A 25882-nucleotide genomic window follows, 5' to 3' on the forward strand; every position below is an offset into this window, starting at 1 on the left:
CGGGGTCGGCTCGGGTGCCATCGGGTCAGCCAACGTTGTTCGCTGCCTTGAACTCTCGCCGTCGCCGATGCAGGATCGGCTCGGTGTAGCCGCTGGGCTGCTCACCGCCGGCCAGGATCAGCTCCTGAGCGGCCTGCAGCGCGATGTCGTTCTCCGGGTCGGGCGCCATCGGCCGATAGTCCGGGTCTGCGGAGTTCTGCTGGTCCACGACGGCGGCCATCCGGCGCAGGCTGGCCTTGACGTCGTCGGCGGTGATCACACCGTGGCGCAGCCAGTTGGCCAGCAGCTGGCTGGAGATGCGCAGCGTGGCCCGATCCTCCATCAGCGCGACATCGTGGATGTCGGGCACCTTCGAGCAACCGACACCCGCGTCGACCCAGCGCACCACATAGCCCAGGATCGACTGACAGTTGTTGTCGACCTCCTCCCGGATCTCCTCGGGCGCCCAGGCCAGCTCCTCGGCCAGCGGTATCGTCAGCAGCTCGTCGATGGTGCCGCGCCGCTTGCCGGCCAGCTCCTGCTGCACCGCGAACACGTCGACCTCGTGGTAGTGCATGGCGTGCAGGGTGGCCGCCGTCGGCGACGGCACCCACGCGGTGGTGGCGCCGGCCTTGGGCTGCCCGATCTTCTGCTCGACCATGTCGGCCATCAGCTCGGTCATCGCCCACATGCCCTTGCCGATCTGGGCCCGGCCCGACAGGCCGGTCTCCAGCCCGATGTCGACGTTCTGGTCCTCGTAGGCCTTGATCCACGCGGTGGACTTCATGGCACCCTTGCGGATCATCGGACCCGCCTCCATCGAGGTGTGGATCTCGTCGCCGGTGCGGTCCAGGAAGCCGGTGTTGATGAAGACCACGCGATCGGCGGCGGCCTTGATGCAGGCCTTCAGGTTCACCGAGGTGCGGCGTTCCTCGTCCATGATGCCGACCTTGATGGTGTTCGGCGGCAGCCCGAGCACATCCTCGACGCGACTGAACAGCTCGCAGGTGAACGCCACCTCGTCGGGTCCGTGCATCTTGGGCTTGACGATGTAGATGGAGCCGGTGCGGCTGTTGGCCAGCGGGCCGTTCCCGGTGTCACCGTCGCCGTCGGACTTCAGTCCGTGGACGGCGATCAGGCTGGTGAACAACGCGTCCTGGATGCCCTCGGGAACCTCCGGGCCGTCCTGGCCGTCGGCGTCGAAGACGATCGCATCGTTGGTCATCAGATGGCCGACGTTGCGCACGAACAGCAGGCTGCGCCCGGGCAGCGTCAGCTCGCCGGGCCCGTCAGGGCCGCCGGCCGGCCGGGTGTAGACGCGATCCTCGTTGAGGACGCGGGTGAACGTCTTGTCGCCCTTGCTGACCTCTTCGGCCAGATCGCCGCGGTTCAGGCCCAGCCAGTTGCGGTAGCCGAGCACCTTGTCGTCGGCGTCGACCGCGGCGACGGAGTCCTCGAAATCCATGATCGTGGTGATCGCCGACTCCAGCACGACATCCTTGATCCCGGCCTTGTCGGTCGAGCCGACGGGGGAGTCGGCGTCGATGTCGATCTCGATGTGCAGGCCGTGGTTGACCAGCAGGATCGACTTGGGCGATTCGGCATCTCCGGTGTAGCCGACGAACTTCTCCGGTTCGGCCAGGCCCACCGAGCCGCCGTCGTCGAGGGTGGCCGCCAGTTGTCCGTCGCCGACCGTGAGCCCGGTGATGTCCGACCACGAACCCGACGCCAGCGGCACGGCGCCGTCGAGGAAGCGACGCGCGTAGGCGATCACCTTGTCGCCGCGCACCGGGTTGTAGCCGGCGCCCGCCTCGGCGCCGTCGTCGGACGGGATCACGTCGGTGCCGTACAACGCGTCGTACAGCGAACCCCACCGCGCGTTGGCGGCGTTCAGGGCGAACCGGGCGTTGAGGATCGGCACCACCAGCTGCGGACCCGCCGTGCTGGTGATCTCGTCGTCGACCCCGGCGGTGGTGATGGTGAAATCGGCGGGCTCCGGCAGCAGGTAGCCGATGTCGCCGAGGAACTGCTTGTACTCCTCGGTGCCGAACCCGCCGATCACCCGGGCCCGGTGCCACCGGTCGATCTGCGCCTGCAGGTCGTCGCGACGGGCGAGCAGTTCCTGGTTCTGCGGCGTCAGGTCGGCCACCACCTTGTCGACGCCCGACCAGAAGGTGTCGGGGTCGATGTCGGTGCCGGGCAGCGCCTCGTTGTTGATGAAGTCGTACAACACGGGGGCGACGCGCAGGTTACCCACCGTCACGCGATCGGTCATGATTCCTCCCTCGCCTGCACGCGCGCTGTCGCGTCATGCCGTCTGCAGTGTCGTCGATCCAGCTTACCCACCGGTAACAGGCCTAATCGCCGGTGGCGGTGTCCAGAAGCCCAGTACAGCGCTCCAGCAGCCGCGCCCGCAGGGGTGCGGCCCGTTCGCTGACCGCCTCCTGGGCCCGGACGTATTCGCGCCGACCACCGGGAGTATCGACCGCGATGGGCTCGAACCCGAAGCCGCGAAGATCGTAGGGGCTGGCCCGCATGTCCAGCACGCGGGCGTCCACGGCGAGCTGCAGGCAGTCGAGCACCAGGCCGGATTCGATCAGTGCTCCGAGCTTGACCGACCACTTGTACAGATCCATCCCGGCATGCACGCAGCCGGGCTGTTCGACCGCGCTCTGGCTCTGCCGGGTGAGCTGCTGGGCGTTGCGCCGCGCGGCGGGTTCGGTGAAGAAGCGATAAGCGTCGAAGTGACTGCACCGCAACGGCATCGAATCGACCACCGCATCGGTACCGGCCGCGCCGAGGCGCAGCGGCACGGCGCTGTGACGCACCGTCGGAGCCCGGTAGACCATCGCCCACTCGTGCAGGCCGAAACAGTTGAACCGGGGCGGCCGCGCCGCGGTGGCGCCCAGCAGGTCGGCGATGAAGCTCACAGTGCCGATGCGGGCGTGAAGATGTTCACGTTCGACGGTGGCGCCTGCCGGATGTGGTCCGTAGCCGGACCGGGTGAGGTAGCCGCGCGCCGCCGCGCCGGCCAGTACGGTGCCGTAGCCGGGGTGCCAGACCCGCAGCTGACCGGGCCGGACGCTGTAGTAGGTGAACAGGAAGTCGAAGACCGGGTGAGGCACCCCGGCCCTGCGGCGCGCGAGGTGCGGCTCCAGCAGGGCATCGGCGCGCCTGCGGTGCGCTGCGGCCCGCTCCCGCCATTCCGGCTCGGGCAGCACCCGCGTATCGGATTCCGCGGCGGGCCGCGCATCGGATTCCGCGGCGGGCCGCGCATCAGACACGATGCGTGCCGTCCCGCACGGTGCCCACCAGGTCCTCGACCAGGTCCTCCAGTGCCACCATGGCCGTGACGGTGCCGTCGGCGGCGGTGACCAGCGCCAGGTGCGAGTTGAGCCGGCGCAGCCGCGACAGCGCGTCGGGCAGCGGCATCGACGCGGGCAGCTGGGGCAACGGCCGCACCATCGACGAATCCAGTACCGCCCGACCGTTGAGCGGATCGTCCACCAACGGCAGCACGTCCTTGATGTGCAGATAGCCGATGTAGGTGCCCTGCGGGTCGGCCACCGGGAATCGGGAGTACCCGGTCTCGGCGAGCGCCTGCTCGATGGCGCCGACGGTCGGCCCCGCGCCTTCCTGGGCGACCGGGACGGCGTGGATCTGGTGCAGCGGCAATGCCACGTCGCCGACCACCCGGTTGCGGATCTGCAGCGCCCGGGTGAGCCGGCTGTGCTCCTCGGGATCGAGCAGGCCCTCCGACAGCGACTCGGCGATCATCTCCGACAGTTCGACGGTCGACACGGTGACGTCGAGCTCGTCCTTGGGCTGCACGCCGAATGTGCGCAGCGTGGCGTTGGCGCACCAGTTGTAGAACGCGATGAACGGTCGCGCGGCGCGGATGTAGACCAGATACACCGGGATCAGCAACATCGCGCTGGACTCCGGGCCGGCGATCGCGATGTTCTTCGGCACCATCTCGCCCAGCAGCACATGCAGCGTCACCACGATCGACAGCGCCACCAGGAACGACACCGTGTGCAGCAGGGCGTCCGGGATCCCGAGCAGCCCGAACGGCTTCTCCAGCAGATGCGCCACCGCCGGTTCGGCGACCCGGCCCAGCAGGATCGAGCACACGGTGATACCCAGCTGCGCGCCGGCCAGCATGAGCGACAGGCGCTCGCCGGCGTGGATCACCGTGACCGCGCTTTTCTTGCCCTGTTCGGCGAGTGCCTCGAGGCGGTCGCGGCGTGCGGAGATCAGCGCGAACTCCGAGGCCACGAAGAACGCGTTGGCGCCGAGCAGCACGAATGTCAGCAGCATGCCGAAGACGTCACCCATCAGTGCGGCTCCTCCTCGCGCCTGCCCAACTCGGTGAGCTCCAGCAGATCGATGCGCCTGCCCTCCATCTTCACCACGGTCGCCAGCCAACGGATCGGGTCCTCCACCAGACCGTCCGGGTCGAAGGCGGTCAGCTCGACCGATTCGCCCTCGTCGGGGATGTGCCCGAGCTTTTCCAGCACCAGGCCGCCGATCGTTTCGTAGTCGCCCTCCGGCGCCCGGAACTCGGTGTTCTCGGCGACCTCGTCGATGCGCAGCAACCCGGAGACCTGCCATCCGCGGCCGGCCACCACCACGTCGGGCGGTTCGACGTCGTGTTCGTCGCGCACGTCGCCGACGATCTCCTCGATCAGGTCCTCGACGGTGACCATGCCGGCGGTGCCGCCGTACTCGTCGACGACCAGCGCGGCCTGCAGCCCGTTGGCGCGCACCTCGGACATCACCGCGTCGCCGTCGAGAGTCGAGGGCACCTTGGTGACCGGCTGCGCGAGGTCGGCCAGCCGGGTGGTGGCGCGTTGCGCGTGCGGGACGGCGAACACCTGCTTGACGTGCACGACGCCGATCGTCTCGTCAAGGTCCCCGTCGATCACCGGAAAGCGCGAATGACCGGTCCGGATGGCCGCTTCGGACAGGTCGACGACGGTGTCGTCGCAATCGAGGGTGTCGATCTTGGACCGGGGCGTCATGAGTTCCTCGGCGGTGCGGTCACCGAACTGCAGCGAGCGGTCCACCAGCACCGCGGTCACCGGATCCAGCGATCCACTCTCGGCGGAGGTGCGCACCAGCGAGACCAGCTCCTGCGGCGAGCGCGCAGAGCGCAGTTCCTCGGCGGGTTCGATCCCCATCCGCCGCAGGATCCAGTTCGCGGTGCCGTTGGTCAGCCGGATCAGCGGTGTGAAGACCATCGAGAACAGCAGCTGCGGTGGTGCGGCCCAGCGCGCGGTCGGCACCGGGCGGGCCACCGCCAGGTTCTTGGGCACCAGCTCGCCGAACACCATCGAGATCGAGGTGGCGATCAGGATCGCCAGCGTGAGTGCGATGCCGGAGGTGAACCGCTCGTGCACCCCGACCGCGGCCACCGCCGGTTCGATCAGTCGCGCGACCACGGGCTCGGCGAGGAAACCGGTGGCCAGCGTGGTGATCGAGATGCCCACCTGCGCACCCGAGAGCTGCGTGGACAGCGTGCGGTGGGCCCGCTGCACCAACTTGTCGCGGCGGTCGCCGGTGCGGACGTTGGCCTCGACGGTGCTGCGTTCCAGCGCGGTGAGCGAGAACTCGGCGGCGACGAACACCGCCGTTCCAGCGGTGAGCAGGACGAACGCCAGCAGCGAGAGCAGCGACATCGCGAGGTTCACCGCGATGCTCCCGACCGGTAGGAGAGGGGGAGCCGAATCGTCGGCTGAGCGGGGACGCCGGGCCGCGGGCCCGGCCGACTAGAGGACGGCTCCGCCTCGGTGGACTCGTGCTCGGGTTGTTCGGCGATCACGGCCGCCTCGGATGGGCGTCCGTCCAGTGCCTGCGGCACCTGATCCCTTTCCTTCTTCGTACGGGGTGGTGGTCAGCACATGCTATCCGACCGACGGGGTACACCTCGCTGACGAGAATTTCAGTAAGGCTAACCTTATCCGATGGTAGGTTCGGGGCCAGACCGGCTACGGGCGAACCTGCCGGAGACCAAGGCGACGGAAAGGCGGACTGCGACACGATGTCGATCTCACGATGGGCCGGCGCACTCGGAGCGCTCGCGGCGATGGTGGCCCTCACCGCGTGCGGTTCCGGGGCCGGCGACGGCGACTCCGACAAGATCGTGGTGTACTCCGGCCGCAGCGAAGAGCTGATCGGCCCGCTGATCAAGCAGTTCACCGCCGACACCGGCATCGAGGTCGAAACGCGCTATGCGGGCTCGGGTGAGCTTGCCGCCCAACTGATCACCGAAGGCGACAGGTCGCCCGCCGACGTGTTCCTCTCCCAGGACGCCGGCGCGCTCGGCGCGGTGTCCAAGGCGGGCCTGCTCGCCCCGGTCGCGCCGGAGACCCTGCAGGCGGTTCCCGCTCAGTTCTCCGCCGCCGACGGCACCTGGGTCGGGGTGTCCGGCCGGGCCCGGGTGCTGGTGTACAACCCGACCCTGGCACCCAACCCTCCCGACACGATCGACGGACTGCTGACTCCGGAATGGCGGGGCAAGATCGGCTTCGCCCCGAGCAATGCATCCTGGCAGGCATTCGTGACGGCGCTGCGGGTGCTGCGCGGCGACGACGGTGCCGAACAGTGGCTGCGCGCGTTCAAGGCCCAGGACCCACAGGCCTTCGAGAACAACGTCGCCGTACGCGACGCCGTGGACACCGGCCAGGTCGCTCTCGGCCTGGTCAACCACTACTACCTCTACGAGTTGATCAACGCCAAGGGCGAGGCTGCGGTGACCGCGCGCAACCAGTTCATGGCCGCCGGCGACCCCGGCGGGCTGATCAACGTGGCCGGGGTGGGGGTACTCGAGTCGGCGCCCAATCCCGAAGGGGCGCAGGCCTTCGCCGCCTATCTGGTGGGGGAGCCCGCCCAGCGGTACTTCGCCGCAGAGACCGCCGAGTACCCCCTGATCGCCGGTGTCTCGCCGTCGGCCGAGATGCCCGCCCTGGGCGACCTGAACCCCCCGGCGGTGGACCTGTCGCAGCTCGACGACATCGAGGCGACCCAGGAGCTCCTGGTCCGGACCGGGTTGCTGACGAACTGACGCGATGGCGCTGACCACCGGCCGGCGCCGCCCGCCGGCGCCGCTGCTCGTCGCGGCCACGGTGGTGGCGGCGGCCACCCTGATACCGCTGGTCTATCTCGGCGAACGCGCCCTCGACCGGGGCTGGTCGTTCGTCGCCGACGAGTTGCTCCAGCCGCGCACCGCGGCGCTGATCGGCCGCTCGCTGCTGTTGGTCAGCGTGGTCACCGCGGCGTGTGTGGTGCTCGGCGTCGGGCTGGCGGTGCTGGTCAGCCGCACCGACGTGGTGGCCCGGCGAGCGCTGGCCGTCGCCCTGACGCTTCCGCTGGCGATGCCCAGCTATCTACTTGCCTACCTCTGGGTGTCGGCCGCCCCCGGCATCGCCGGGTTCTGGGGTTCGGCGCTGGTGCTCACGCTGGTGAGCTACCCGTTGGTGCTGCTCACCACGACGGCCGCGTTGGCCCGCGTCGACCCTGCCCAGGAGGAGGTGGCCCGGTCGCTCGGGCTGGGTGGCGTCGCGGTGCTGTTCAGGGTCACGCTGCGCCAGGCGCGGGCCGCGATCGCGGCGGGCGCGCTGCTGGTGGCGCTGTACGTGCTCAGCGACTTCGGCGCGGTGGCGGCCATGCGGTTCGAGGCGTTCACGTGGGTGATCTACGGGGCCTATCGATCTGGTTTCAACCCGTCCCGGGCAGCGGTGCTGTCGCTGGTGCTGATCGTGTTCGCGGTCGTGCTCGTGGTGGCCGAGGGCCGGGCCCGCGGACGGGCCGCGGCCGCCCGGCTGGGTGGGGGCGCTCCGCGACCCGCCCCGGTCAGCCGGCTGGGCCGGTGGAACGTGGTCGCCCTGCTGGTGCCGGCGGCGGTCTTGGCGGCGGCGGTGGTGGTCCCGGCGCTCACGCTGGCCGGGTGGCTGCTGACGGCCGGGCCGCGCTGGGACTGGGCCGAGTGGTTCGCCGCGCTGGGCGCGACGGTGTGGCTGTCGGTGGCCGCCGCGCTGAGCGCCACGGCGGCCGCGCTGCCGCTGGGCGTCCTGGCCGCCCGGCACCGAGACCGGGCGACTCGCGCGTTGGAGGCGGCCAGCTACGTCGCACACGGCCTTCCGGCCATCGTGATCGCGATCTCGATGGTGTCGCTCGGGGTGCTCGTGCTGCGGCCGATCTATCAGCGCGAACCGCTGCTGATCCTCGCCTATACGGTGTTGTTCGTGCCTCTGGCGATCGGATCGGTTCGCGCCGCGGTCGAGTCGGCACCCATTCGGCTGGAGGAAGTGGCGCGCGCACTGGGCCGCACACCACTCCAGGCATTCCGTTCGGTGACGGCCCGGGTGGCGTTTCCCGGGATCGCAGCCGGTGCCGCACTGGTGCTGCTGACCTGCATGAAGGAGTTGCCGGTGACTCTGCTGCTGCGTCCCACCGGCACCGACACCCTGGCCACCCGACTGTGGAACCACAGCTCGGTCAGCGACTACGCCGCCGCCGCACCGTATGCCGCGGCCCTGTTGGTGTTCGCCGCGATCCCCACCGCGCTGCTCGGCATGTCCAGCACCACAGCGGGCGAGGTGCGCAGTGACTGAGGCCGACGCCTCGACGGTGGCGGCGCACGGCATCCACAAGGCCTTCGGCGGGCGTCGCGTGCTCTGCGGCGTCGATCTGGAGGTGCCGGCGGGGACGCTGACCGCGGTGCTGGGGCCGTCCGGCTGCGGCAAGACCACCCTGCTGCGGATCCTGGCCGGGTTCGAGGATCCCGACGCCGGGACCGTGCGCATCGGCGCACAGACCGTCGCCGGCGAGTCGGCCGCGGTGCCGGCGCACCGGCGGCGGGTGGGCCTGATGCCGCAGGAGGGGGCGCTGTTCCCGCACCTCAGCGTCGCCGAGAACGTCGCGTTCGGGATGGACCGGGCCGCCCGCAGCCGGCCCGGCACTGCCGTGGCGCGCTGGCTGTCGGTGGTGGGACTGGACGGCCTGGCCGACGCGCGGCCCCATCAACTCTCGGGCGGGCAGCAGCAGCGGGTGGCGCTGGCACGTGCGCTGGCCGCCCGGCCCCGGGTGCTGCTGCTCGACGAGCCGTTCGCCGCCCTGGATGCGGCCCTTCGGGTACGGGTGCGCGAGGACATCGCGGCGATCCTGCGCGACACCGGGACCACGGCGCTGCTGGTCACCCACGACCAGGCCGAGGCGCTGTCGCTGGCGGACTCGGTGGCGCTGCTGATCGACGGAACGATCGCCCAGCACGGCACGCCGGCACAGCTGTACTCGCAGCCGACCAGCCTGGCCAACGCGCGGTTCATCGGCACCACCGTCGAGCTGGCCGGCATGGCCGCATCCGGTGTGGTGCACACGCCGCTGGGCGTGCTGCGGGCCCGGCTGCCGGTGCCCGACGGTCTTACGGTGGTCGCGCTGCGCCCCGAACAGCTGCGGATCGGCACCGGATCGTGCGGGGTGCCCGCTCGGGTGACGGCGTGCCGGTTCTACGGCGCCGACACCGTGGTGCACGTCGAACTGGCCGGCGGCGCCGCACTCGCGCTGCGCAGCCCCGGTGACACCGGACCGGACCCCGGCACCGACGTCGCCGTGGAGGTCACCGGCGACGTGCTGGCCTACCCGTCACCAGCCGGTGGGCAGCGGGTGGCCCTCGGCGAAGCCGGCCGCTGACTGCACGCCGAGCACCACCTTCTCGTGCAGTTCGGCCAGCGTGTCCGCCCCGACGTAGGTGCACGTGCTGCGCACGCCGGAGGTGATGTGGTCGATCAGGTCCTCGACACCGCCGCGGAAGGGATCCAGATCCATCCGCGATGTGGAGATGCCCTCCTCGAACAGGGCCTTGCGGGCCCGATCGAACGCTCCGTCGGCCGCGGTGCGGGCCGCGACGGCGCGCTTGGACGCCATCCCGTAGCTCTCCTTGTACGGCTGGTCCTCACGGTCGCGCATCAGGTCGCCGGGCGACTCGTAGGTGCCGGCGAACCAGCTGCCGATCATCACGTTGGACGCCCCCGCCGCCAGGGCCAGCGCAACGTCGCGGGGATGGCGGACACCGCCGTCGGCCCACACGTGTCCGCCGGCTTCGCGCGCCGCCGCAGCGCATTCGACGACGGCGGAGAACTGCGGGCGCCCGACGCCGGTCATCATCCGGGTGGTGCACATGGCGCCGGGGCCGACCCCGACCTTGACGATCGAGGCACCGGCCTCGATCAGGTCGCGGGTGCCCGCAGCGGAGACCACGTTTCCCGCGGCCAGCGGCAGGCCCAGATCCAGCGAGGCCACCGCGGCGATCGCGTCGAGCATCCTCTGCTGGTGACCGTGTGCGGTGTCGATGACGAGCAGATCCACCCCGGCCTCGGCCAGGTCGCGGGCCTTCGCGGCGACGTCGCCGTTGATCCCGACCGCGGCGGCGATGCGCAGCCGTCCCAGCCGGTCCACGGCCGGGGTGTAGATGCCCGCACGGACCGCGCCGGTGCGGGTGAGCACGCCGGCCAGCGTGCCGTCGGCCTCGGTGAGCACGGCCACGTCGACGGGTGCGTGCTCGAGCAGGTCGAACACCTTGCGCGGATCGGTCCCGACCGGTGCGGTGACGAAGTCGGTGATCGCCACGTCGCGCACCCGGGTGAAGCGGTCGATGCCGGCGCAGGACGCCTCGGTGACCAGGCCGATCGGCCGGTCCTCGAAGACCACCACGGCGGCGCCGTGCGCGCGCTTGTGGATCAGTGCGCTGGCGTCGGACACCGACGCGTCGGGGGACAGCGTCACCGGGGTGTCCACGACGGTGTCGCGGCTCTTGACGAACTCGACGGTGTGCCCGACGGCCGCGGGCGGAAGATCCTGCGGCAGTACGACGATCCCGCCGCGGCGGGCGACCGTCTCGGCCATCCGGCGCCCGGCCACCGCGGTCATGTTGGCGACCACGACCGGAATGGTGGTACCCGAGCCGTCCACGCTGGACAGGTCGACGTCGAAGCGGGACGGGACGTCGGAGCGGCCCGGCACGATGAAGACGTCGTTGTAGGTCAGGTCGTATGGCGGCCGGTGACCGTCGAGAAACCGCATGTCAGACCTCGACTTCGGTGTGGTCGCCGCTCCACAGGGTGTGGAAGCGCTTGTCCGGATCGGCGTCGATGCGCCCGTAGGTGTGCGCGCCGAAGAAGTCGCGCAGCCCCTGGGTGAGCGCAGCGGGCAGGCGTTCGGTGCGCAGACCGTCGTAGTACGACAGCGCCGAGGAGAACCCGGGGATCGGGATGCCCGACTGCGTGGCGGTGACCACGACGCGGCGCCAGCTGTCGATGGCGGCCTCGATCGCGGACCGGAAGTACGGCGCGACGATCAGCGACGGCAGCTCCGGGTCCGCGTCGAACGCGTCCTTGATGCGGTTGAGGAACTTGGCCCGGATGATGCAGCCGCCGCGCCAGATGGTGGCCAGCACCCCGGGGGTGATGTCCCAGTCGTACTCGATGCTGCCGGCCTGGATCTGGTTGAAGCCCTGGGCGTAGGCGATGATCTTCGAGGCGTACAGCGCCTGGCGCACGTCCTCGATGAATTGCGCTGCGTCGGCGGGCTTGTCCCCGAGCCGACCCGACGCCAGGCCGGTGGTGGCCCTGCGCTGTGCGACCGATCCGGACAGCGCGCGGGCGAACACCGCTTCCGCGATGCCGGTCACCGGGACGCCGAGGTCCAGCGCGGACTTCACCGTCCAGCGGCCGGTGCCCTTCTGCTCGGCTTCGTCGATGATCACGTCGACCAACGGCTCGCCGGTCTTGGCGTCGATCTGGCGCAGCACCTCGGCGGTGATCTCGACCAGGAAGCTGTCCAGGTCCCCGGAGTTCCACTCGTCGAAGACGTCGGCGATCTCCGGCGCCGACATGCCCAAGCCGTCGCGTAGCAGCTGGTAGGCCTCGCCGATGAGCTGCATGTCCGAGTACTCGATGCCGTTGTGCACCATCTTCACGAAATGCCCGGCACCGTCGGGCCCGATGTGGGCGCAGCACGGCACCCCGTCGACGTGCGCGGAGATCTCCTCGAGAAGTGGCCCGAGGGATTCGTAGGACTCGGCGGGACCCCCGGGCATGATCGAGGGCCCGTTGAGGGCGCCCTCCTCACCACCGGAGATCCCGGCGCCGACGAAGTGCAGTCCCCGCTCACCTATCGCCTTCTCCCGGCGGATGGTGTCGGTGTAGAGGGCGTTGCCGCCGTCGATGATGATGTCGCCCTCTTCCATGGCGTCGGCGAGCTCGTTGATCACCGCATCGGTCGGGTCACCGGCCTTGACCATGATGAGCACCCGGCGCGGCTTCTCCAACGCGTCGAGGAACTCGGCGATGGTCTCGCTGCGCACGAACGAACCCTCCGCGCCGTGCTCGGCGAGCAGCGCGTCGGTCTTGGCGATCGACCGGTTGTGCAGCGCGACGGTGTAGCCGTGCCTGGCGAAGTTGCGCGCGATGTTCGACCCCATCACGGCCAGTCCGGTGACCCCGATCTGCGCGGTTCCGGTCGAAGGGGAGGTCGGATCGTTCATGCGGGCAGCCTTTCGTTATGGGGTCGTGCGGGACCGTGGGACAACACCTCTACGCGATGAACAGCCGATGCAGCTCCGTCAGCCAGGGCACCGCCAGCGCCAGGGTCGGGATGACGAGCACGCCCGCCGCGGCACCGTAGGCACCCGCGGCGAGGATCCGGCTGTTGGGCCGCCCGGCCAGCCGCCGCACCCGGATCACGGCGGTGGGTCCGCCCGCGGCCAGCGCGCCACGCGGGGCCCGCGCGGAGGCACACGCCACCAGTGCGCGCGCCAGGGGAGTGGGACCCGCGCTGCGCACGGCGGCGTCGTCGGCCAGCAGCTCGATCAGCAGCCGCACCGCATGGAGCGCGTGCGCACTGCGAACCCAGCGCGGGAAGGCGGCGTGCACCGCGGTGAACATCTCGAGCACCAGGTCGTGGCGGGCCCGCAGGTGGGCGCGTTCATGGGTCAGGATCGCGGTGATCTCGCTGGCCGACAGCGTGTTCAGGGCGCCCTCGCTGAGCACGACGCGGCTGCGCACGCCGGGCAGGCAGTAGGCGAGCGGTTCGGCGACGTCGAGGATGCGCAACCCGCCGGCCAGCGGCGCCGGACAGGGTGCGGGCAGGTGCGCGGGGTGGTGCGACGCCCCCACCAGGTCCACCAACGTCCGGTGGCGGGCGCGACGTCTGCGGGTCGCGATGGCGACGTTGATCACCGCGCCGATCAGCCGCACACCGATCGTCAGCGTGAGCGCCAGGACCACCACGTACGCACCCCACAGCGGCCAGCCGAGGGTCGCGATTCCGCCGGTGAGGGTGGCGGTGGGGCGGCCGTCGGGACCCGGTTCGAAAAGCCGGCTGGCGATCGAGATGCCCGCCGAGAAGGCCGACAGCACGGCGGCCAGCGCAATCGACTGCCAGAGCACGATCGCCGCGCGCGGAGCGCGCATCGGCCAGGTGGCTCGCGCCAGCATCGCGGGCATCGGCCCCGACAGGAGCAGAGCGACGATGGTGAAGGCCAGCGCGGACACGCTGTCAGTGTCTCTCAGGCGGTACCCGGATCGCCAGCGGGCGGGGTGGCGCGGTCCTTGTCCTCGAGTTCGGCGAGCGCGCGACGCAGCGCCGCGGCCTCGTCTGCACCGACGCGCTCCACGAAATGCACCAGCGCGGCCTCGCGGCTCCCCGAATCGGCGGCCTGGTCGAGTGCGTCGACCATCAGTCCGGCCACCAGCTCGTCGCGGCCGTGGGTGGGGGCGTAGCGGTGGGCGCGGTCGTCGCGGTGCTGGACGACCAGGTTCTTCTTCGCCAGCCGCTGCAGCACCGTCATGATCGTGGTGTAGGCGAGATCGCGTCGGGCGGCGAGCGCCTCGTGCACCTGGCGCACCGTCTGCGGCTCCCCGGTGGACCAGAGGTGGTCCATCACGGAGCGCTCCAGCTCCCCGAGCCGTGTCAGCTTGGCCATCGTGCGTTCATCTCCTACCGGCTGTAGCTGAAAGCCTACTACGCGATTACTACCAAGCGTCGTATCCAAATTCCGCGCAGGTGAAAGGCCCCCTCGGGCACCCCTGGCCAGACCGTCGCCATGCCGGTCACCGGTGCTTTCGAGCTGTCGTGTGAGTCCGGTCACAGGGCATCGCTCCTTCGCCCTCCGTAACTATAGTAAGCCTACCCTAATTTAGTTGTCCGATCGGAGGTTCCATGCCCGTCGTCGTCGACGATCCGCTCATCTCGAGCATGACGATCACCCGCCCGCTGCCGATCCACCAGTCCAGTCGCCGCCTGCGCGAGTTGTACCGCGAGAGCCCGCGCGTATTCGGCGTGGCGGTGATGGGCGACCTGTCCCGGCGACGCTGGTGGCCACTGGCCGAGGTCCTCACCACCGACCGGCTGCCGGCCATGTTCGCGGCGGGACTGGCCGAGACCGGCAGCGCCGCGGCCGCCGCCCAGCAGATCGCCACGACCTTCGCCGACGTCGTCATCGGGCGGGTGGTGCCACTGCTGGTACTCGAGGGTCGCGCGTGGGACACCGGACCGGAGAACCTGTGGGTGCACGTCGACTCCGAGGGGGCCATCGACTGGGTCGGCGTGGCGGACCCCACCGTACGGGCACTGCCCGACGACCCGTTCTTCGCCGGCCGCAGGACCGTCGGCGTCGGACACGCGGCCCGGGACGGGATCGTGGCGCTGCCCAGCGAGGCCGCGCTGACGACCTGGGCCGCACACCGCAGCCATCGCGCACTCGCGCCGCTGTTCGACAGGCTCGCGGCGGTCGGCGCTGGCGCGATGACGGTACCGGCGATGTGGCACATCGTCGGCGGCGCGGTGGTCGGCGCCGCCACCCGGGTCCCGCTGCTCGCGGGGTCCAGCGAGGCGGTCGGCATGCGGCGCGGCCAAGCCGTGCTCGATGCGTTCGTCGGCTTCGGGGTGCCGGTACGCGGCACATCGCGGACCCTTCCGGGGAAGGTCTTGATGAATTAGGGCAGCAGCCTTGCCTACTATTCTGCTGTCCGGATTGCGAACTCGAACCAGCGGACCGCGCCGGAGTCCTGAGGGCTGCAGAGACCCCCGGCCGCCGCACCGACCCCCGTGGCTGCGCGGCGTAGCGAGCGTGTAAACACAAGCCGTGAGCACAGACGTACCCCCCGGCCTCGGCGACGGTTTCGACTCCGAGCTCGGACTGACCTTCCTCGAGGTCACCCCCGACGGCGGCCGGGCCCGGCTGCAGATCACCGACAAGCTGCTGCAGCCCTGGGGAATCGTGCACGGCGGCGTCTACTGTGCGGTGATCGAGAGCCTGGCCAGCGTCTCGGGGCACACGTGGCTGACCGAGAACGGCGGCGGCACCGTCGTCGGGGTCAACAACAACACCGACTTCCTGCGCGCGATCTCGACGGGAACCGTCATCGCCACGTCGACACCGATCCACCGCGGCAGGCGCCAGCAGTTGTGGCTGATCACCATCGCCGACGAGAACGACCGGGTGGTGGCCCGGGGGCAGGTGCGGTTGCAGAACCTGCCGACCGAATGACCGGCGGCGCGTGAACGCTGCTGACTGCCGCGCGCCGTGGCAGTATCGCGCACTATGCGCCTGACCCCGCATGAACAGGAACGGCTGCTGATCTCCTATGCAGCCGAGCTGGCCCGCCGTCGGCAGGGCCGCGGCCTCAAGCTCAACCATCCGGAGGCCGTCGCGGTGATCACCGATCACATCCTCGAGGGCGCCCGCGACGGTCGCTCGGTCGCCGAGCTTATGGTCAGCGGCCGCGAGGTCCTCAGCCGCGACGAGGTCATGGAGGGCGTTCCCGAAATGCTCTACGACGTGCAGGTGGAGGCCACCTTCCCGGACGGCACCAAGCTCGTCACCGTGCACCACCCGATTCCGTGAGGCGGTAGCTGTGATTCCTGGGGAAATCCTGTTCGGCGACGGCGACATCGAGATCAACGCGGGCGCGGCACGCCTGGAGCTCGAGGTCGTCAACACCGGGGACCGGCCGGTCCAGGTCGGCAGTCACGTCCACGTGCCGCAGGCCAACTCCGCCCTGCTGTTCGACCGCGCGGCCGCGCACGGATACCGGTTCGACATCCCGGCCGGCACCGCGATCAGATTCGAGCCCGGCGTGGCCCAACGGGTCAGCCTGGTGCCACTGGGCGGTAGCCGCGAGGTGTACGGGCTCAGCCTCACCCCTCCGGGCAGGCTGGACGAGGGTCGATGAGCGAGCTGTCCCGCGCCCGCTACACCGCACTGTTCGGCCCCACCACCGGCGACCGGATCCGGCTGGCCGACACCGACCTGTTCATCGAGATCACCGAGGATCGCAGCGGCGGGCCGGGCCTGGCCGGTGACGAAGCCGTCTTCGGCGGCGGCAAGGTGCTGCGCGAGTCGATGGGCCAGTCGCGTGCGACCCGCGCCGAGGGCGCCCCCGACACGGTGATCACCGGCGCGGTCATCCTCGACTACTGGGGAATCATCAAGGCCGACATCGGCATCCGCGACGGCCGCATCAGCGCGATCGGCAAGGCCGGCAACCCCGACATCATGTCGGGAGTGCACCCGGACCTGGTCGTCGGCCCGTCGACGGAGATCATCGCGGGCAACGGACGCATCGTCACCGCCGGCGCCCTGGACTGCCACGTCCACCTGATCTGCCCGCAGATCATGGAGGAGGCCCTGGGCGGCGGGATCACCACGATCGTCGCGGGGGGCACCGGGCCGGCCGAGGGCAGCAAGGCCACCACCGTCACCCCCGGCGCCTGGCACCTGGCCCGGATGCTGGAGGCGCTGGACACCTGGCCGCTCAACATCGCCCTGCTCGGCAAGGGCAACACCGTCAGCTCAGAGGCGATGTGGGAGCAATTACGGGGCGGTGCAGCCGGTTTCAAGCTGCACGAGGACTGGGGCACCACCCCGGCCGCGATCGACGCGTGCCTGACCGTCGCCGAGGCCTCCGGGGTGCAGGTCAACATCCACACCGACACCCTCAACGAGGCCGGATTCGTCGAGGACACCCTCGCCGCGATCAAGGGCCGCTCGATCCACGCCTACCACACCGAGGGCGCCGGTGGCGGGCACGCACCCGACATCATCACCGTCGCCGGGCAAGCCAACGTGCTGCCCAGTTCGACGAATCCGACCCGTCCGCACACCGTCAACACCCTCGACGAGCATCTGGACATGCTGATGGTGTGTCACCACCTGAACCCCAGCGTGCCCGAGGATCTGGCGTTCGCGGAGAGCCGGATCCGCCCGTCGACCATCGCCGCCGAGGACCTGCTGCACGACATCGGCGCCATCTCGATGATCGGCAGCGACGCCCAGGCGATGGGCCGTATCGGTGAGGTGGTCATACGGACCTGGCAGACCGCCCACGTCATGAAGCGGCGCCGCGGTTTCCTGCCGGGGGATACCGTCTCCGACAACGCCCGCGCCCGGCGCTATGTCGCGAAGTACACGATCTGTCCGGCGGTGGCGCACGGTCTGGACTCCGAGATCGGCTCGGTCGAGGTCGGCAAGCTCGCCGACCTGGTGCTGTGGGAGCCGGCGTTCTTCGGGGTGCGTCCGCACGCCGTGCTCAAGGGCGGCATGATCGCCTGGGCCGCGATGGGCGACGCCAACGCATCGATCCCGACGCCGCAGCCCGTGCTGCCGCGGCCGATGTTCGGCGCGGCCCCGGCCGCGGCGGCCGCGACCTCGGTGCACTTCGTCGCGCCGCAGGCGGTCGAGGACGGCCTGGCCGACCGCATCGCGGTGAACCGCAGGCTGGTTCCGGTGACCGACGTGCGGAGCATCGGCAAGGCCCAGATGCCGCTCAACGACGCGCTTCCCGACATCGAGGTCGACCCCGATACGTTCACGGTGCGCATCGACGGCGAGGTGTGGCAGGAGCAGCCGGCCGCCGAACTGCCGATGACACAGCGGTATTTCCTGTTCTGATGTCCCAGCTGACCACCCTTCTCGCGCTTGCCGATTCCCGGCTGCCGACCGGCGGCCACGTACACTCCGGCGGTGTCGAGGAAGCGGTGACCAGCGGTCTGGTGGGGGACCTGCCGACACTGCGTGCGTACCTGCGCCGCCGGATCCGCACCCAGGGGCTGGTGACGGCGTCGTTGGCCGCCGCGGTGCACGGAGGAGCACTCGACGTGCCGCAGGGCGACGCCGAAACCGACGCCCGGACACCGGCTCCCGCGGCCCGGCAGGCCTCCCGCGCGCAGGGGCGCGGGCTGCTGCGGCTGGCCCGCCGGGTCTGGCCGGAATACGACTGGGCCGAACTCGGTGCGACACCACATCTCGCGGTGGCCGCAGGTGCGGTGGGCCGGGCCAGCGGCCTGGCCCCCGAACACACCGCCCTGTCGGTCGTCTACACCACGATGACGGGCGCCGCGACGGCCGCGCAGCGGCTGCTGGCGCTGGACCCCGGCGACGTCTCGGCGGTGACGTTCGGGCTCTCACAGTTGTGCGAGCAGACGGCTGCCGAGGCCACCAAGGAACTCGCCGACCTGTCCGACCCCTTGCTGGACGTCCTCGCTCAGCGCCACATCGAACGCGATCGCCCGCTGTTCGCGTCGTGAGAAGTAAGGATTGACCCGATGCCCCCGCATTTCCTCTCGTCCGACTCGGCTGGCCGGCCCCATGACCACACCGAGCGGCCCCGACGGGTGCGCACGCCGGGGGAGCCGCTGCGGATCGGGGTGGGCGGTCCGGTCGGCTCCGGGAAGACCGCGCTGGTGGCTGCGCTGTGCCGGCAGCTGCGCGACGAGCTTTCGCTGGCGGTGCTGACCAACGACATCTACACCACCGAGGACGCCGACTTCCTGCGCCGCAACGCGGTGCTGCCCGACGACCGGATCGCCGCCGTTCAGACCGGCGGCTGCCCGCACACCGCGATCCGCGACGACATCACCGCCAACCTCGACGCGATCGACGATCTGATCGCGTCGCATTCCGGGCCTGGCACCACGCTCGACCTGATCCTCGTCGAGTCCGGCGGCGACAACCTCACCGCGACGTTCTCGTCGGGCCTGGTCGACGTGCAGATCTTCGTGATCGACGTGGCCGGCGGGGACAAGGTGCCCCGCAAGGGCGGCCCCGGGGTCACGTTCTCGGACCTGCTGGTCGTCAACAAGACCGACCTCGCCCCGCTGGTCGGCGCCGACCTCGACGTGATGCGCCGCGACGCCGCGGCGGTCCGTGGCGGTCGGCCCACCGCGTTGATCTCGCTGACCGAGGATCCGGCCGCCACCGCGGTGCTCGGGTGGGTCCGCGAGCAGCTGCGGGTCGCCCAGGCGGTGTAGGTGCGGTCAGACGTCGTCCTCGTCGCCCGGCCCGGGCGCTCGCCGCACATCGAATGCACGGGCGGCATCGCCGCGCGCCGCACCGGCGTCGACACCGTGCACCTGGTGTCGTCGGCGCAGACTCCGCTGGGCGGTGACTCGATCCACGTACGCGTCGTGGTGGAGCCCGGTGCCCGGCTGACGCTGCGCACGGTCGCGGCCACGATGACGTTGCCGGGTCCGGTGACCGCCGAATCGCAGGCGTCCTGGACGCTGGAGGTGGCCGGGGAGCTGGACATCGACCCGCAGCCGACCATCGTCGCCGCGTCGTCACGGCACATCACCACCACCCGGCTCAGCCTCACCGAGGCGGGCAGCATCCGGTTCCGGGAACGGGTACAGATCGGCAGATCCGGTGAGCGCGAAGGATTCTGGTCGGGCTCGCTGCACGCCGACGCCGACCGGGCTCCGTTGCTGAGGCACCGGGTGGAGTTGGGCCGGGGGTCAATCGCCGACGACGAGATCGCCGCACCGCTGGCGTATGTCAGCGAATTGAACTACCCGCACAACACCGCCGACGGTCCCGGCGTGACGCTGGCCCTCGCCGGGGGCGGATGTCTGAGCACCTGGCAGGGTGACCGGCTCTGAGCCGGCGCCCGCCGGTGGTGTCAGCTCGCGGCTTTCTCGCTGTCCTGTACCGACGCGGCGATCTCCTCGAGTTCCTCGATGCGGGTCCGCGCGTAGGCCTGCTGCTCGGTGATGGTCAGCTGACCGCGGCTGCGGCCCAGGAACGTCACCGTCCACGACAGCATCGTGACGATCTTGGTCTTGAACCCGACCAGATAGATCAGGTGCAGGAACAACCAGGCCAGCCACGCGATGAACCCGCCGAACTCGATCTTGCCGATCTTGGCGACCGCGCTGAACTTCGACACCGTGGCCATCGAGCCCTTGTCGAAGTACTTGAACGGTTCACGGGCCGCCGGGTCGGCGCCCTTGATCCCCGCGACGATCGCCTTGGCGGCGTAACGGCCACCCTGGATCGCGCCCTGGGCCATGCCGGGAACCCCGTCGACGAAGGCCATGTCGCCGACGACGAATACGTCCGGGTGACCCGGGACCGACAGGTCCGGCAGCACCTTCACGCGTCCGGCCCGGTCGAGTTCGACGCCGGACTGCTCGGCGAGGTCGCGACCGAGCGGGCTGGCCGACACCCCGGCCGACCAGACCTTGCACGCAGCCTCGATCCGCCGGATGGTGCCGTCGGGGTCCTTGACCGTGATGCCGTTGCGGTCCACGTCGGTCACCATGGCGTTGAGTTGGATCTCCACCCCCATCTTCTCCAGCCGCGCCGCCGCCTTCTTGCCGAGCTTCTCGCCCATCGGGGGAAGCACGGCCGGAGCCGCGTCGAGGAGGATGACCCGGGCCCTGGTCGAATCGATGTGCCGGAATGTGCCTTTCAGCGTGTGGTCGGCCAACTCGGCGATCTGCCCGGCCATCTCGACGCCGGTCGGCCCGGCGCCGACCACGACGAAGGTCAGCAGCTTCTCCCGGCGCACCGGGTCGCTGGAGCGTTCGGCCTGCTCGAAGGCCCCGAGGATGCGGCCGCGCAACTCCAGCGCATCGTCGATCGACTTCATGCCCGGGGCCCACTCGGCGAAATGGTCGTTGCCGAAGTAGGACTGCCCGGCGCCGGCCGCGATGATCAGGCTGTCATAGGGCGTGACGTAGGTGTGCCCGAGCAACTCCGAGCGGACCGTCTTGGCATCCAGGTCGACGTGAGTGACGTCGCCGAGCAGCACCTGGGTGTTCTTCTGCTTGCGCAGGATCACCCGGGTCGCGGGCGCGATCTCGCCCTCGGAGATGATGCCGGTCGCAACCTGATACAGCAGCGGCTGGAACAGGTGATTGGTGGTGCGGGCGATCATCTTGATGTCGACGTCGGCCTTCTTGAGCGTCTTGGCCGCGGTCAATCCGCCGAATCCGGACCCGATGATGACCACTTTGTGCCGATCGGAAACCGTGGCTCCGGGATGGCTCATTGCTGCTCCTTGCGGACGTAGCCGTTCCTCATCTACCTCGTACAACGAACAGGTTAGTGGGAGCCCTCCCGGCAAGCGCGGTGAGCTGAACCACCGCACCCGTTGTTCACCCGGCGACGAGCGGTTTGAGCGCCTCGCCCAGCGCGGTGATCTGCCCGGGCTGGAATCCGACCACCTGGGTCGGGATGTGCACGATGACCCCGTCGATGCCGGCGTCGAGCACCTTGGCCTTGATCAGCTCGGCGACCTGCTCGGCGCTGCCCGCGACCACGCGCTGCCTGACGTCCTCAGGGATCAGCTCCGGGCCGACGCCTTCACCGACGACCGCGCCCACCAGCATGCTGGTCTCCAGCGTGGCCGGATCCCGGTCGATCTCCTCGCACCGCTGCTTGACCACGGCGACCTTGCGGGCCAGTTCGTCGAAGTCGGCGATCACGTTGAGGTGGTCGAAGTGTCGCGCCGCCAGCGGGATCGTCTTCCTCTCGCCGCTGCCACCGATCATCAGCGGAATGTGTTCGCGGAAAAGGGGATTGGCCATCGCCTGCTCGGTGCGGTAGTACCTGCCGGAGAACGTCGGCCGCTCGCCCTTGAGCATCGGAAGAATGATCTGCAGGGCCTCGCCGAGCTTGTCGAACCGGTCGGTGAAGGTGCCGAACTCGTAGCCGAGCTGATCATGTTCGAGCTCGAACCATCCGGTGCCGATGCCCAGCACCGCCCGGCCGGCGCTGATCACGTCGAGCGTGGTGATCGCCTTCGCCAGCAGGGTCGGGTTCCGGTAGGTATTGCCGGTGACCAGCGTGCCCAGCTGCACCTGCTCGGTGGCGGTGGCCAGCGCGCCCAACGCCGTGTACGCCTCGAGCATGGGCTGATCCGGCGTGCCGATCCCGGGCAGTTGGTAGAAGTGGTCCATCACGAAGACGGCGTCGAAGCCGGCGGCGTCGGCCTCCTGCGCCTGGGCGATGACGGTGGGGAAGAGCTCACCGACCCCGGTGCCGTAGCTGAAGTTGTTGATCTGGAGTCCGAGACGAATGCTCACTCCATCGACCGTAGACCGTCAGCCGAAGTGCGCCAACGCCCCGTGGCTGACGTGCAGCGTCTGCCCGGTGATGTGGCGGGCGGCCGGGGTGGTCAGGAACAGCGACAGCCGGGCGATCTCGGCGCTGACCGTCGGCGTCGCACTGTCCAGCCCGTCGTAGCCCCGCTCGGCGCCACGTCCGGCGGCGACCGCGTTGACCGTGATCCCCCGGGTGCCGAAGGACTGGGCCTGACCCGCGGTCCACTCCGAGACCGCGGCCTTGACCGCGGCGCCGGCACTGCCTTCGACCGCCGGATCGGGGATCACCGTGACCACGGAGCCGCCGGAGCGCAGATGGTCACCGAGTACCTGAACCGTCAACATCGCCGAGACCACCGCGGCATCGAACAGCCCGCGCCACTCCGCGGCGTGGTCGGCCAGCGTGTAGGTACGGGGATCGCCGCCCTGCCTCACCGGGGCCGGGACGTTGACGATGGTGTCCAGGTGGGCGGGGAACTGGCCGTGCGCTGCGGCGATGGCGGCGGGGTCGGTGTTGTCGACCACGATCGCCCGGCCCTCGGCGAGCTCGAGTTCCTTCGCGAGGACCTCGAGTTCTTCGCGATGGGCACCCGCGATCACCACGGTGTGCCCGGCCGCGCAGAAGCCTTCCGCGATCGTCCGGCCCAGATCGGTGTCGCAGCCCGTGATCAACACATCCATCGTCGGCCCTCCTGTCGTGTTCAACGCTGAACCCCAGCGGGTCCGGCCAATGTTACCGGACAGTAGCAAGTGTTACCGGACAGTAGCAAGGTGCGGGCGTTCGGCGCGCCCGACCCCTCGGGCGGCCGGTGACACATGTGGGTAACGACACGTTCGGCCGGCGCGATGAAGGGAGAAGGAAGCCGCAGCGATCGTTCGCCCCTGCAGCTCCGACGAGGCGCAGACCCCCGCGCCACACGGGTGGGGGCCTTTGTGCTGCCAGTTACTTCATTAATATCCTCTGAACAGCTGATATTGTGCTTACAGCAAGATCTCAGCTGAAAACATTTTCAGCAACTCACACTTGCGTCACGGTGGTAACACGGTAGTTTCTTCTCCATGGATCAGCCGGACGCACACCCTCGCCGACGCAGGGGTCTGCCCAAGTCCCTCGGGCTGGTGGCGCTGACGGGCGCCACCGTGGCGGCCTTGACGCTGCCCGGGGTCGCCCAAGCCCAACCCGCCCCTGCCCCGCCGCCACCACCGCCGGACACCGCGGTCGAGGGCGCACCACCGCCGGAGTCGCCGCCACCGGCCGACCCGAACGCGCCCGCGCCGCCGCCGGCCGACCCGAACGCGCCCCCGCCCGACCCGAACGCCCCACCGCCGCCGGAGCCCGGGCGTGTCGACAACGCCGCAGGCGGGTTCAGCTACGTGGTGCCACCCGGGTGGGAGGTCGCCGACGCCACCCAGTTGTCCTACGGGCAGGCCCTGCTGACCAAGGTCACCCCGGACGGCGCCGAACCGCCCAACGACACCAGCGTGCTGCTCGGCCGGCTGGACCTGAAGCTGTTCGCCGGCGCCGAGGACGACAACACCAAGGCCGCCCAGCGGCTGTCCTCGGACATGGGCGAGTTCTTCATGCCGTTCCCCGGCACCAGGATCAACCAGCAGGTCGTCCCGCTCGACGCCGACGGCATGACCGGCGTCGCGTCCTACTACGAGGTGAAGTTCACCGACACCAACAAGCCCAACGGGCAGATCTGGGCCGGTGTCGTCGGCGCGCCCACCCCAGCGGGCACCCCCCGCGGCCAGCGGGCGCCGGAACGCTGGTTCGTGGTGTGGCTGGGTACCGCGAACAATCCGATCCCACAGGCCGACGCGGTCGCGCTGGCCAGCTCGATCCGGCCGTGGGCGCCACCACCTCCGCCACCTCCGCCGCCGCCGGATCCGAACGCGCCCCCGCCGGACCCGAACGCGCCGCCGCCGGATCCGAACGCGCCGCCGCCGCCGCCAGCACCCGCCGGGGTCGGTGTGCCCGTTCCGGTCGACCCGGCCACCGCGCCGGGAATGCTGCCGCCGGCGTAGCGGGACAGGACGGGACCTCTCGCCCGATCGTTTCCGTATGCACCGCCCAACCGTTACCCAGCGGGCGTATACCTAGGACATAGCCCGGTTGCGCCCGCTCCGGGTATCGGCTGGTGACAGGCGGGAGACTTTTCATGGACATCGTTGCGGCTACCGATTTCCTCGCACGCTCCTCCACCCTGACGAGCGTGGGGTGGATCAGTTACATCATCATCGGCGCCATCGCCGGGTGGATCGCGGGCAAGATCGTCAAGGGCTCCGGTTCGGGCATCCTGATGAACATCGTGATCGGCGTGGTCGGTGCCCTGATCGGCGGGTTCCTGCTGAGTTTCTTCCTCGACACCGCCGGTGGTGGTTGGTGGTTCACCCTGTTCACGGCCATCCTGGGCGCGGTCATCCTGCTCTGGATCGTCGGGCTGTTCCAGAAGAAGGCCTGACGCCCGCACCGGTGACCCGTGGCATCGTGGGAGGGTGAGCGACTCCACGATGCGTGCCTGGCAGGTACGCCGCCCAGGCCCGATGTCCAGCACCCCGCTGGTGCGTACCACCGTCGACGTCCCGCGCCCCGGGCCGGGTGAGTTGTTGGTCGCGGTGCGCGCCTGTGGCGTGTGCCGCACCGACCTGCACGTCGCCGAGGGTGACCTGCCGGTGCATCGCCGCGACGTCGTCCCCGGCCACGAGGTGGTCGGGGAGGTCGTCCAGATCGGGCCGGGTGTGGACACCGAGCTCGCGGTGGGCGACCGGGTGGGCATCGCGTGGCTGCGCCACACCTGCGGCGAGTGCGAGTACTGCCGTCGCGGCCGGGAGAACCTGTGCCCGCAGTCGCGCTACACCGGGTGGGACGCCGACGGTGGCTATGCCGAGTTCGCCACGGTGCCCGCGGCGTTCGCCCTGCCGCTGCCGGCCGGGTACGCCGACACCGAGCTGGCGCCTCTGCTGTGTGCGGGCATCATCGGTTACCGGTCGCTGCTGCGCGCGGAGCTGCCACCGGGAGGCCGGCTGGGCATCTACGGGTTCGGCGGCAGCGCCCACCTGACCGCCCAGGTGGCGCTCGCCGGCGGTGCGGAGATACACGTGATGACCCGCGGCGACGCGGCCCGGCAGCTCGCCCGGGACCTGGGCGCCGCCTCGGTGCAGGGCGCCGCCGACCCGCCGCCGGTGCCGCTGGATTCCGCAATCCTCTTCGCGCCGGTCGGCGACCTGGTCCTACCCGCCCTGGAGGCGCTGGACCGCGGCGGCACGCTGGCGATCGCCGGGATCCACCTCAGCGACATCCCGGTGCTGAACTACCAGCACCACCTGTTCCAGGAGCGCCAGATCCGCTCCGTCACCTCCAACACCAGGGCCGACGCCCACGCCTTCCTGGAGTTCGCCGCACGTCACCGGCTCGAAGTCACCTGCCCGCAGTACCCGCTGGACCGCGCCGACGAGGCCCTCGGCGACCTGAGCGCGGGGCGGGTGTCGGGAGCGGCGGTGCTGATCGTCTGAA

At 70.3% G+C, this 25882-nt stretch carries 25 protein-coding genes; 14 read left to right on the forward strand and 11 right to left on the reverse strand.

The features are described from left to right. Positions 1-25: 25 nt before the first annotated feature. The 4 genes from JDV09_RS21450 to JDV09_RS21465 all read right to left on the reverse strand — a co-directional run bounded on the left by JDV09_RS21450 (position 26) and on the right by JDV09_RS21465 (position 5672). Entirely contained in the window at positions 26-2254 is a 2229-nt protein-coding gene (locus tag JDV09_RS21450; RefSeq protein ID WP_221371158.1) for a malate synthase G, read from the reverse strand. Positions 2255-2336: 82 nt separating this feature from the next. Further along, positions 2337-3263 carry a 3-methyladenine DNA glycosylase gene (locus JDV09_RS21455; protein WP_221371159.1) on the reverse strand — a complete coding sequence of 309 codons (927 nt, stop codon included), beginning with the start codon at positions 3261-3263 and terminating at the stop codon, positions 2337-2339. Further along, positions 3256-4317: a hemolysin family protein gene (locus tag JDV09_RS21460; RefSeq protein ID WP_221371160.1), complete on the reverse strand. Its 1062-nt coding sequence runs from the start codon at positions 4315-4317 to the stop codon at positions 3256-3258. The genes JDV09_RS21455 and JDV09_RS21460 overlap by 8 nt, the downstream gene beginning before the upstream one ends. Continuing rightward, positions 4317-5672, reverse strand: coding sequence for a hemolysin family protein (locus JDV09_RS21465; RefSeq protein WP_221371161.1), 1356 nt, complete (start codon positions 5670-5672; stop codon positions 4317-4319). Before JDV09_RS21465 ends, JDV09_RS21460 begins: the two co-directional genes overlap by 1 nt. A gap of 350 nt (positions 5673-6022) precedes the next feature. On the opposite strand from JDV09_RS21465, the gene JDV09_RS21470 reads away from it, so the two are divergent. The 3 genes from JDV09_RS21470 to JDV09_RS21480 are packed head-to-tail and all read left to right on the forward strand — an operon-like array spanning position 6023 to position 9672. Beyond that, entirely contained in the window at positions 6023-7045 is a 1023-nt protein-coding gene (locus JDV09_RS21470; RefSeq protein ID WP_221371162.1) for an iron ABC transporter substrate-binding protein, read from the forward strand. Between the two features lie 4 nt (positions 7046-7049). Then, complete coding sequence (locus tag JDV09_RS21475) at positions 7050-8594, forward strand: ABC transporter permease (protein WP_221371163.1); 1545 nt, start codon at positions 7050-7052, stop codon at positions 8592-8594. Then, positions 8587-9672: an ABC transporter ATP-binding protein gene (locus tag JDV09_RS21480; RefSeq protein WP_308124196.1), complete on the forward strand. Its 1086-nt coding sequence runs from the start codon at positions 8587-8589 to the stop codon at positions 9670-9672. Before JDV09_RS21475 ends, JDV09_RS21480 begins: the two co-directional genes overlap by 8 nt. Here the strand turns inward: JDV09_RS21480 and JDV09_RS21485 are convergent. From JDV09_RS21485 to JDV09_RS21500, 4 genes are read right to left on the reverse strand one after another with little or no spacing between them, the layout of a single operon-like run. Further along, the gene (locus JDV09_RS21485; protein ID WP_221371165.1) at positions 9625-11061 is read right to left on the reverse strand and encodes a GuaB1 family IMP dehydrogenase-related protein; all 1437 of its coding nucleotides are present in this window, start codon (positions 11059-11061) and stop codon (positions 9625-9627) included. The genes JDV09_RS21480 and JDV09_RS21485 overlap by 48 nt on opposite strands. 1 nt (position 11062) lies before the next feature. Beyond that, positions 11063-12523: an NADP-dependent phosphogluconate dehydrogenase gene (gene gnd / locus JDV09_RS21490; RefSeq protein WP_221371166.1), complete on the reverse strand. Its 1461-nt coding sequence runs from the start codon at positions 12521-12523 to the stop codon at positions 11063-11065. 49 nt (positions 12524-12572) lie between these two features. Then, the gene (locus JDV09_RS21495; protein WP_221371167.1) at positions 12573-13532 is read right to left on the reverse strand and encodes a M56 family metallopeptidase; all 960 of its coding nucleotides are present in this window, start codon (positions 13530-13532) and stop codon (positions 12573-12575) included. A gap of 14 nt (positions 13533-13546) precedes the next feature. Then, a complete protein-coding gene (locus JDV09_RS21500; RefSeq protein ID WP_221371168.1) occupies positions 13547-13963 on the reverse strand; it encodes a BlaI/MecI/CopY family transcriptional regulator in 417 nt (138 codons plus the stop codon). A 236-nt stretch (positions 13964-14199) separates the two neighbouring features. Here JDV09_RS21500 and JDV09_RS21505 point away from each other — a divergent pair, with 236 nt between their 5' ends. The 8 genes from JDV09_RS21505 (at position 14200) to JDV09_RS21540 (ending at position 19917) form a co-directional block, all read left to right on the forward strand. Continuing rightward, positions 14200-14979 (forward strand): iron reductase, encoded by a 780-nt coding sequence (locus tag JDV09_RS21505; RefSeq protein WP_221371169.1) that lies wholly within the window; start codon positions 14200-14202, stop codon positions 14977-14979. 145 nt (positions 14980-15124) lie between these two features. Next, positions 15125-15529 carry a PaaI family thioesterase gene (locus tag JDV09_RS21510; protein ID WP_221371170.1) on the forward strand — a complete coding sequence of 135 codons (405 nt, stop codon included), beginning with the start codon at positions 15125-15127 and terminating at the stop codon, positions 15527-15529. 54 nt (positions 15530-15583) lie between these two features. Continuing rightward, on the forward strand, positions 15584-15886 hold the full coding sequence (locus JDV09_RS21515; protein WP_221371171.1) for an urease subunit gamma: 303 nt from the start codon (positions 15584-15586) through the stop codon (positions 15884-15886). 10 nt (positions 15887-15896) lie between these two features. After that, complete coding sequence (locus JDV09_RS21520) at positions 15897-16214, forward strand: urease subunit beta (RefSeq protein ID WP_221371172.1); 318 nt, start codon at positions 15897-15899, stop codon at positions 16212-16214. Next, positions 16211-17932 carry an urease subunit alpha gene (locus JDV09_RS21525; protein ID WP_221371173.1) on the forward strand — a complete coding sequence of 574 codons (1722 nt, stop codon included), beginning with the start codon at positions 16211-16213 and terminating at the stop codon, positions 17930-17932. The genes JDV09_RS21520 and JDV09_RS21525 overlap by 4 nt, the downstream gene beginning before the upstream one ends. Further along, a complete protein-coding gene (locus JDV09_RS21530; protein ID WP_221371174.1) occupies positions 17932-18567 on the forward strand; it encodes an urease accessory protein UreF in 636 nt (211 codons plus the stop codon). The genes JDV09_RS21525 and JDV09_RS21530 overlap by 1 nt, the downstream gene beginning before the upstream one ends. 18 nt (positions 18568-18585) lie before the next feature. Then, positions 18586-19290 carry an urease accessory protein UreG gene (ureG, locus tag JDV09_RS21535; protein WP_221371175.1) on the forward strand — a complete coding sequence of 235 codons (705 nt, stop codon included), beginning with the start codon at positions 18586-18588 and terminating at the stop codon, positions 19288-19290. Further along, positions 19291-19917 (forward strand): urease accessory protein UreD, encoded by a 627-nt coding sequence (locus JDV09_RS21540; protein WP_221371176.1) that lies wholly within the window; start codon positions 19291-19293, stop codon positions 19915-19917. It begins immediately after the preceding gene. 20 nt (positions 19918-19937) lie between these two features. Here the strand turns inward: JDV09_RS21540 and JDV09_RS21545 are convergent, their stop codons facing one another. From JDV09_RS21545 to JDV09_RS21555, 3 genes are all read right to left on the reverse strand, one after another. Further along, complete coding sequence (locus JDV09_RS21545) at positions 19938-21311, reverse strand: type II NADH:quinone oxidoreductase Ndh (RefSeq protein WP_221371177.1); 1374 nt, start codon at positions 21309-21311, stop codon at positions 19938-19940. Positions 21312-21417: 106 nt separating this feature from the next. Then, positions 21418-22347 carry an LLM class F420-dependent oxidoreductase gene (locus tag JDV09_RS21550; protein ID WP_221371178.1) on the reverse strand — a complete coding sequence of 310 codons (930 nt, stop codon included), beginning with the start codon at positions 22345-22347 and terminating at the stop codon, positions 21418-21420. An 18-nt stretch (positions 22348-22365) separates the two neighbouring features. Continuing rightward, positions 22366-23046, reverse strand: a complete 681-nt coding sequence (locus tag JDV09_RS21555; protein WP_221371179.1) for an SDR family oxidoreductase — start codon at positions 23044-23046, stop codon at positions 22366-22368. A gap of 378 nt (positions 23047-23424) precedes the next feature. Here JDV09_RS21555 and JDV09_RS21560 point away from each other — a divergent pair, with 378 nt between their 5' ends. The 3 genes from JDV09_RS21560 to JDV09_RS21570 all read left to right on the forward strand — a co-directional run bounded on the left by JDV09_RS21560 (position 23425) and on the right by JDV09_RS21570 (position 25881). After that, positions 23425-24393: an alanine and proline-rich secreted protein Apa gene (locus JDV09_RS21560; RefSeq protein WP_221371180.1), complete on the forward strand. Its 969-nt coding sequence runs from the start codon at positions 23425-23427 to the stop codon at positions 24391-24393. Positions 24394-24527: 134 nt separating this feature from the next. After that, the gene (locus tag JDV09_RS21565; RefSeq protein WP_221371181.1) at positions 24528-24830 is read left to right on the forward strand and encodes a GlsB/YeaQ/YmgE family stress response membrane protein; all 303 of its coding nucleotides are present in this window, start codon (positions 24528-24530) and stop codon (positions 24828-24830) included. 49 nt (positions 24831-24879) lie between these two features. Next, the gene (locus JDV09_RS21570) at positions 24880-25881 is read left to right on the forward strand and encodes a zinc-binding alcohol dehydrogenase family protein (protein WP_221371212.1); all 1002 of its coding nucleotides are present in this window, start codon (positions 24880-24882) and stop codon (positions 25879-25881) included. Position 25882 lies beyond the last annotated feature (1 nt).

Origin of the sequence: Mycolicibacterium xanthum (assembly GCF_019710635.1) — a bacterium.
GTDB classification, from domain to species: domain Bacteria; phylum Actinomycetota; class Actinomycetes; order Mycobacteriales; family Mycobacteriaceae; genus Mycobacterium; species Mycobacterium xanthum.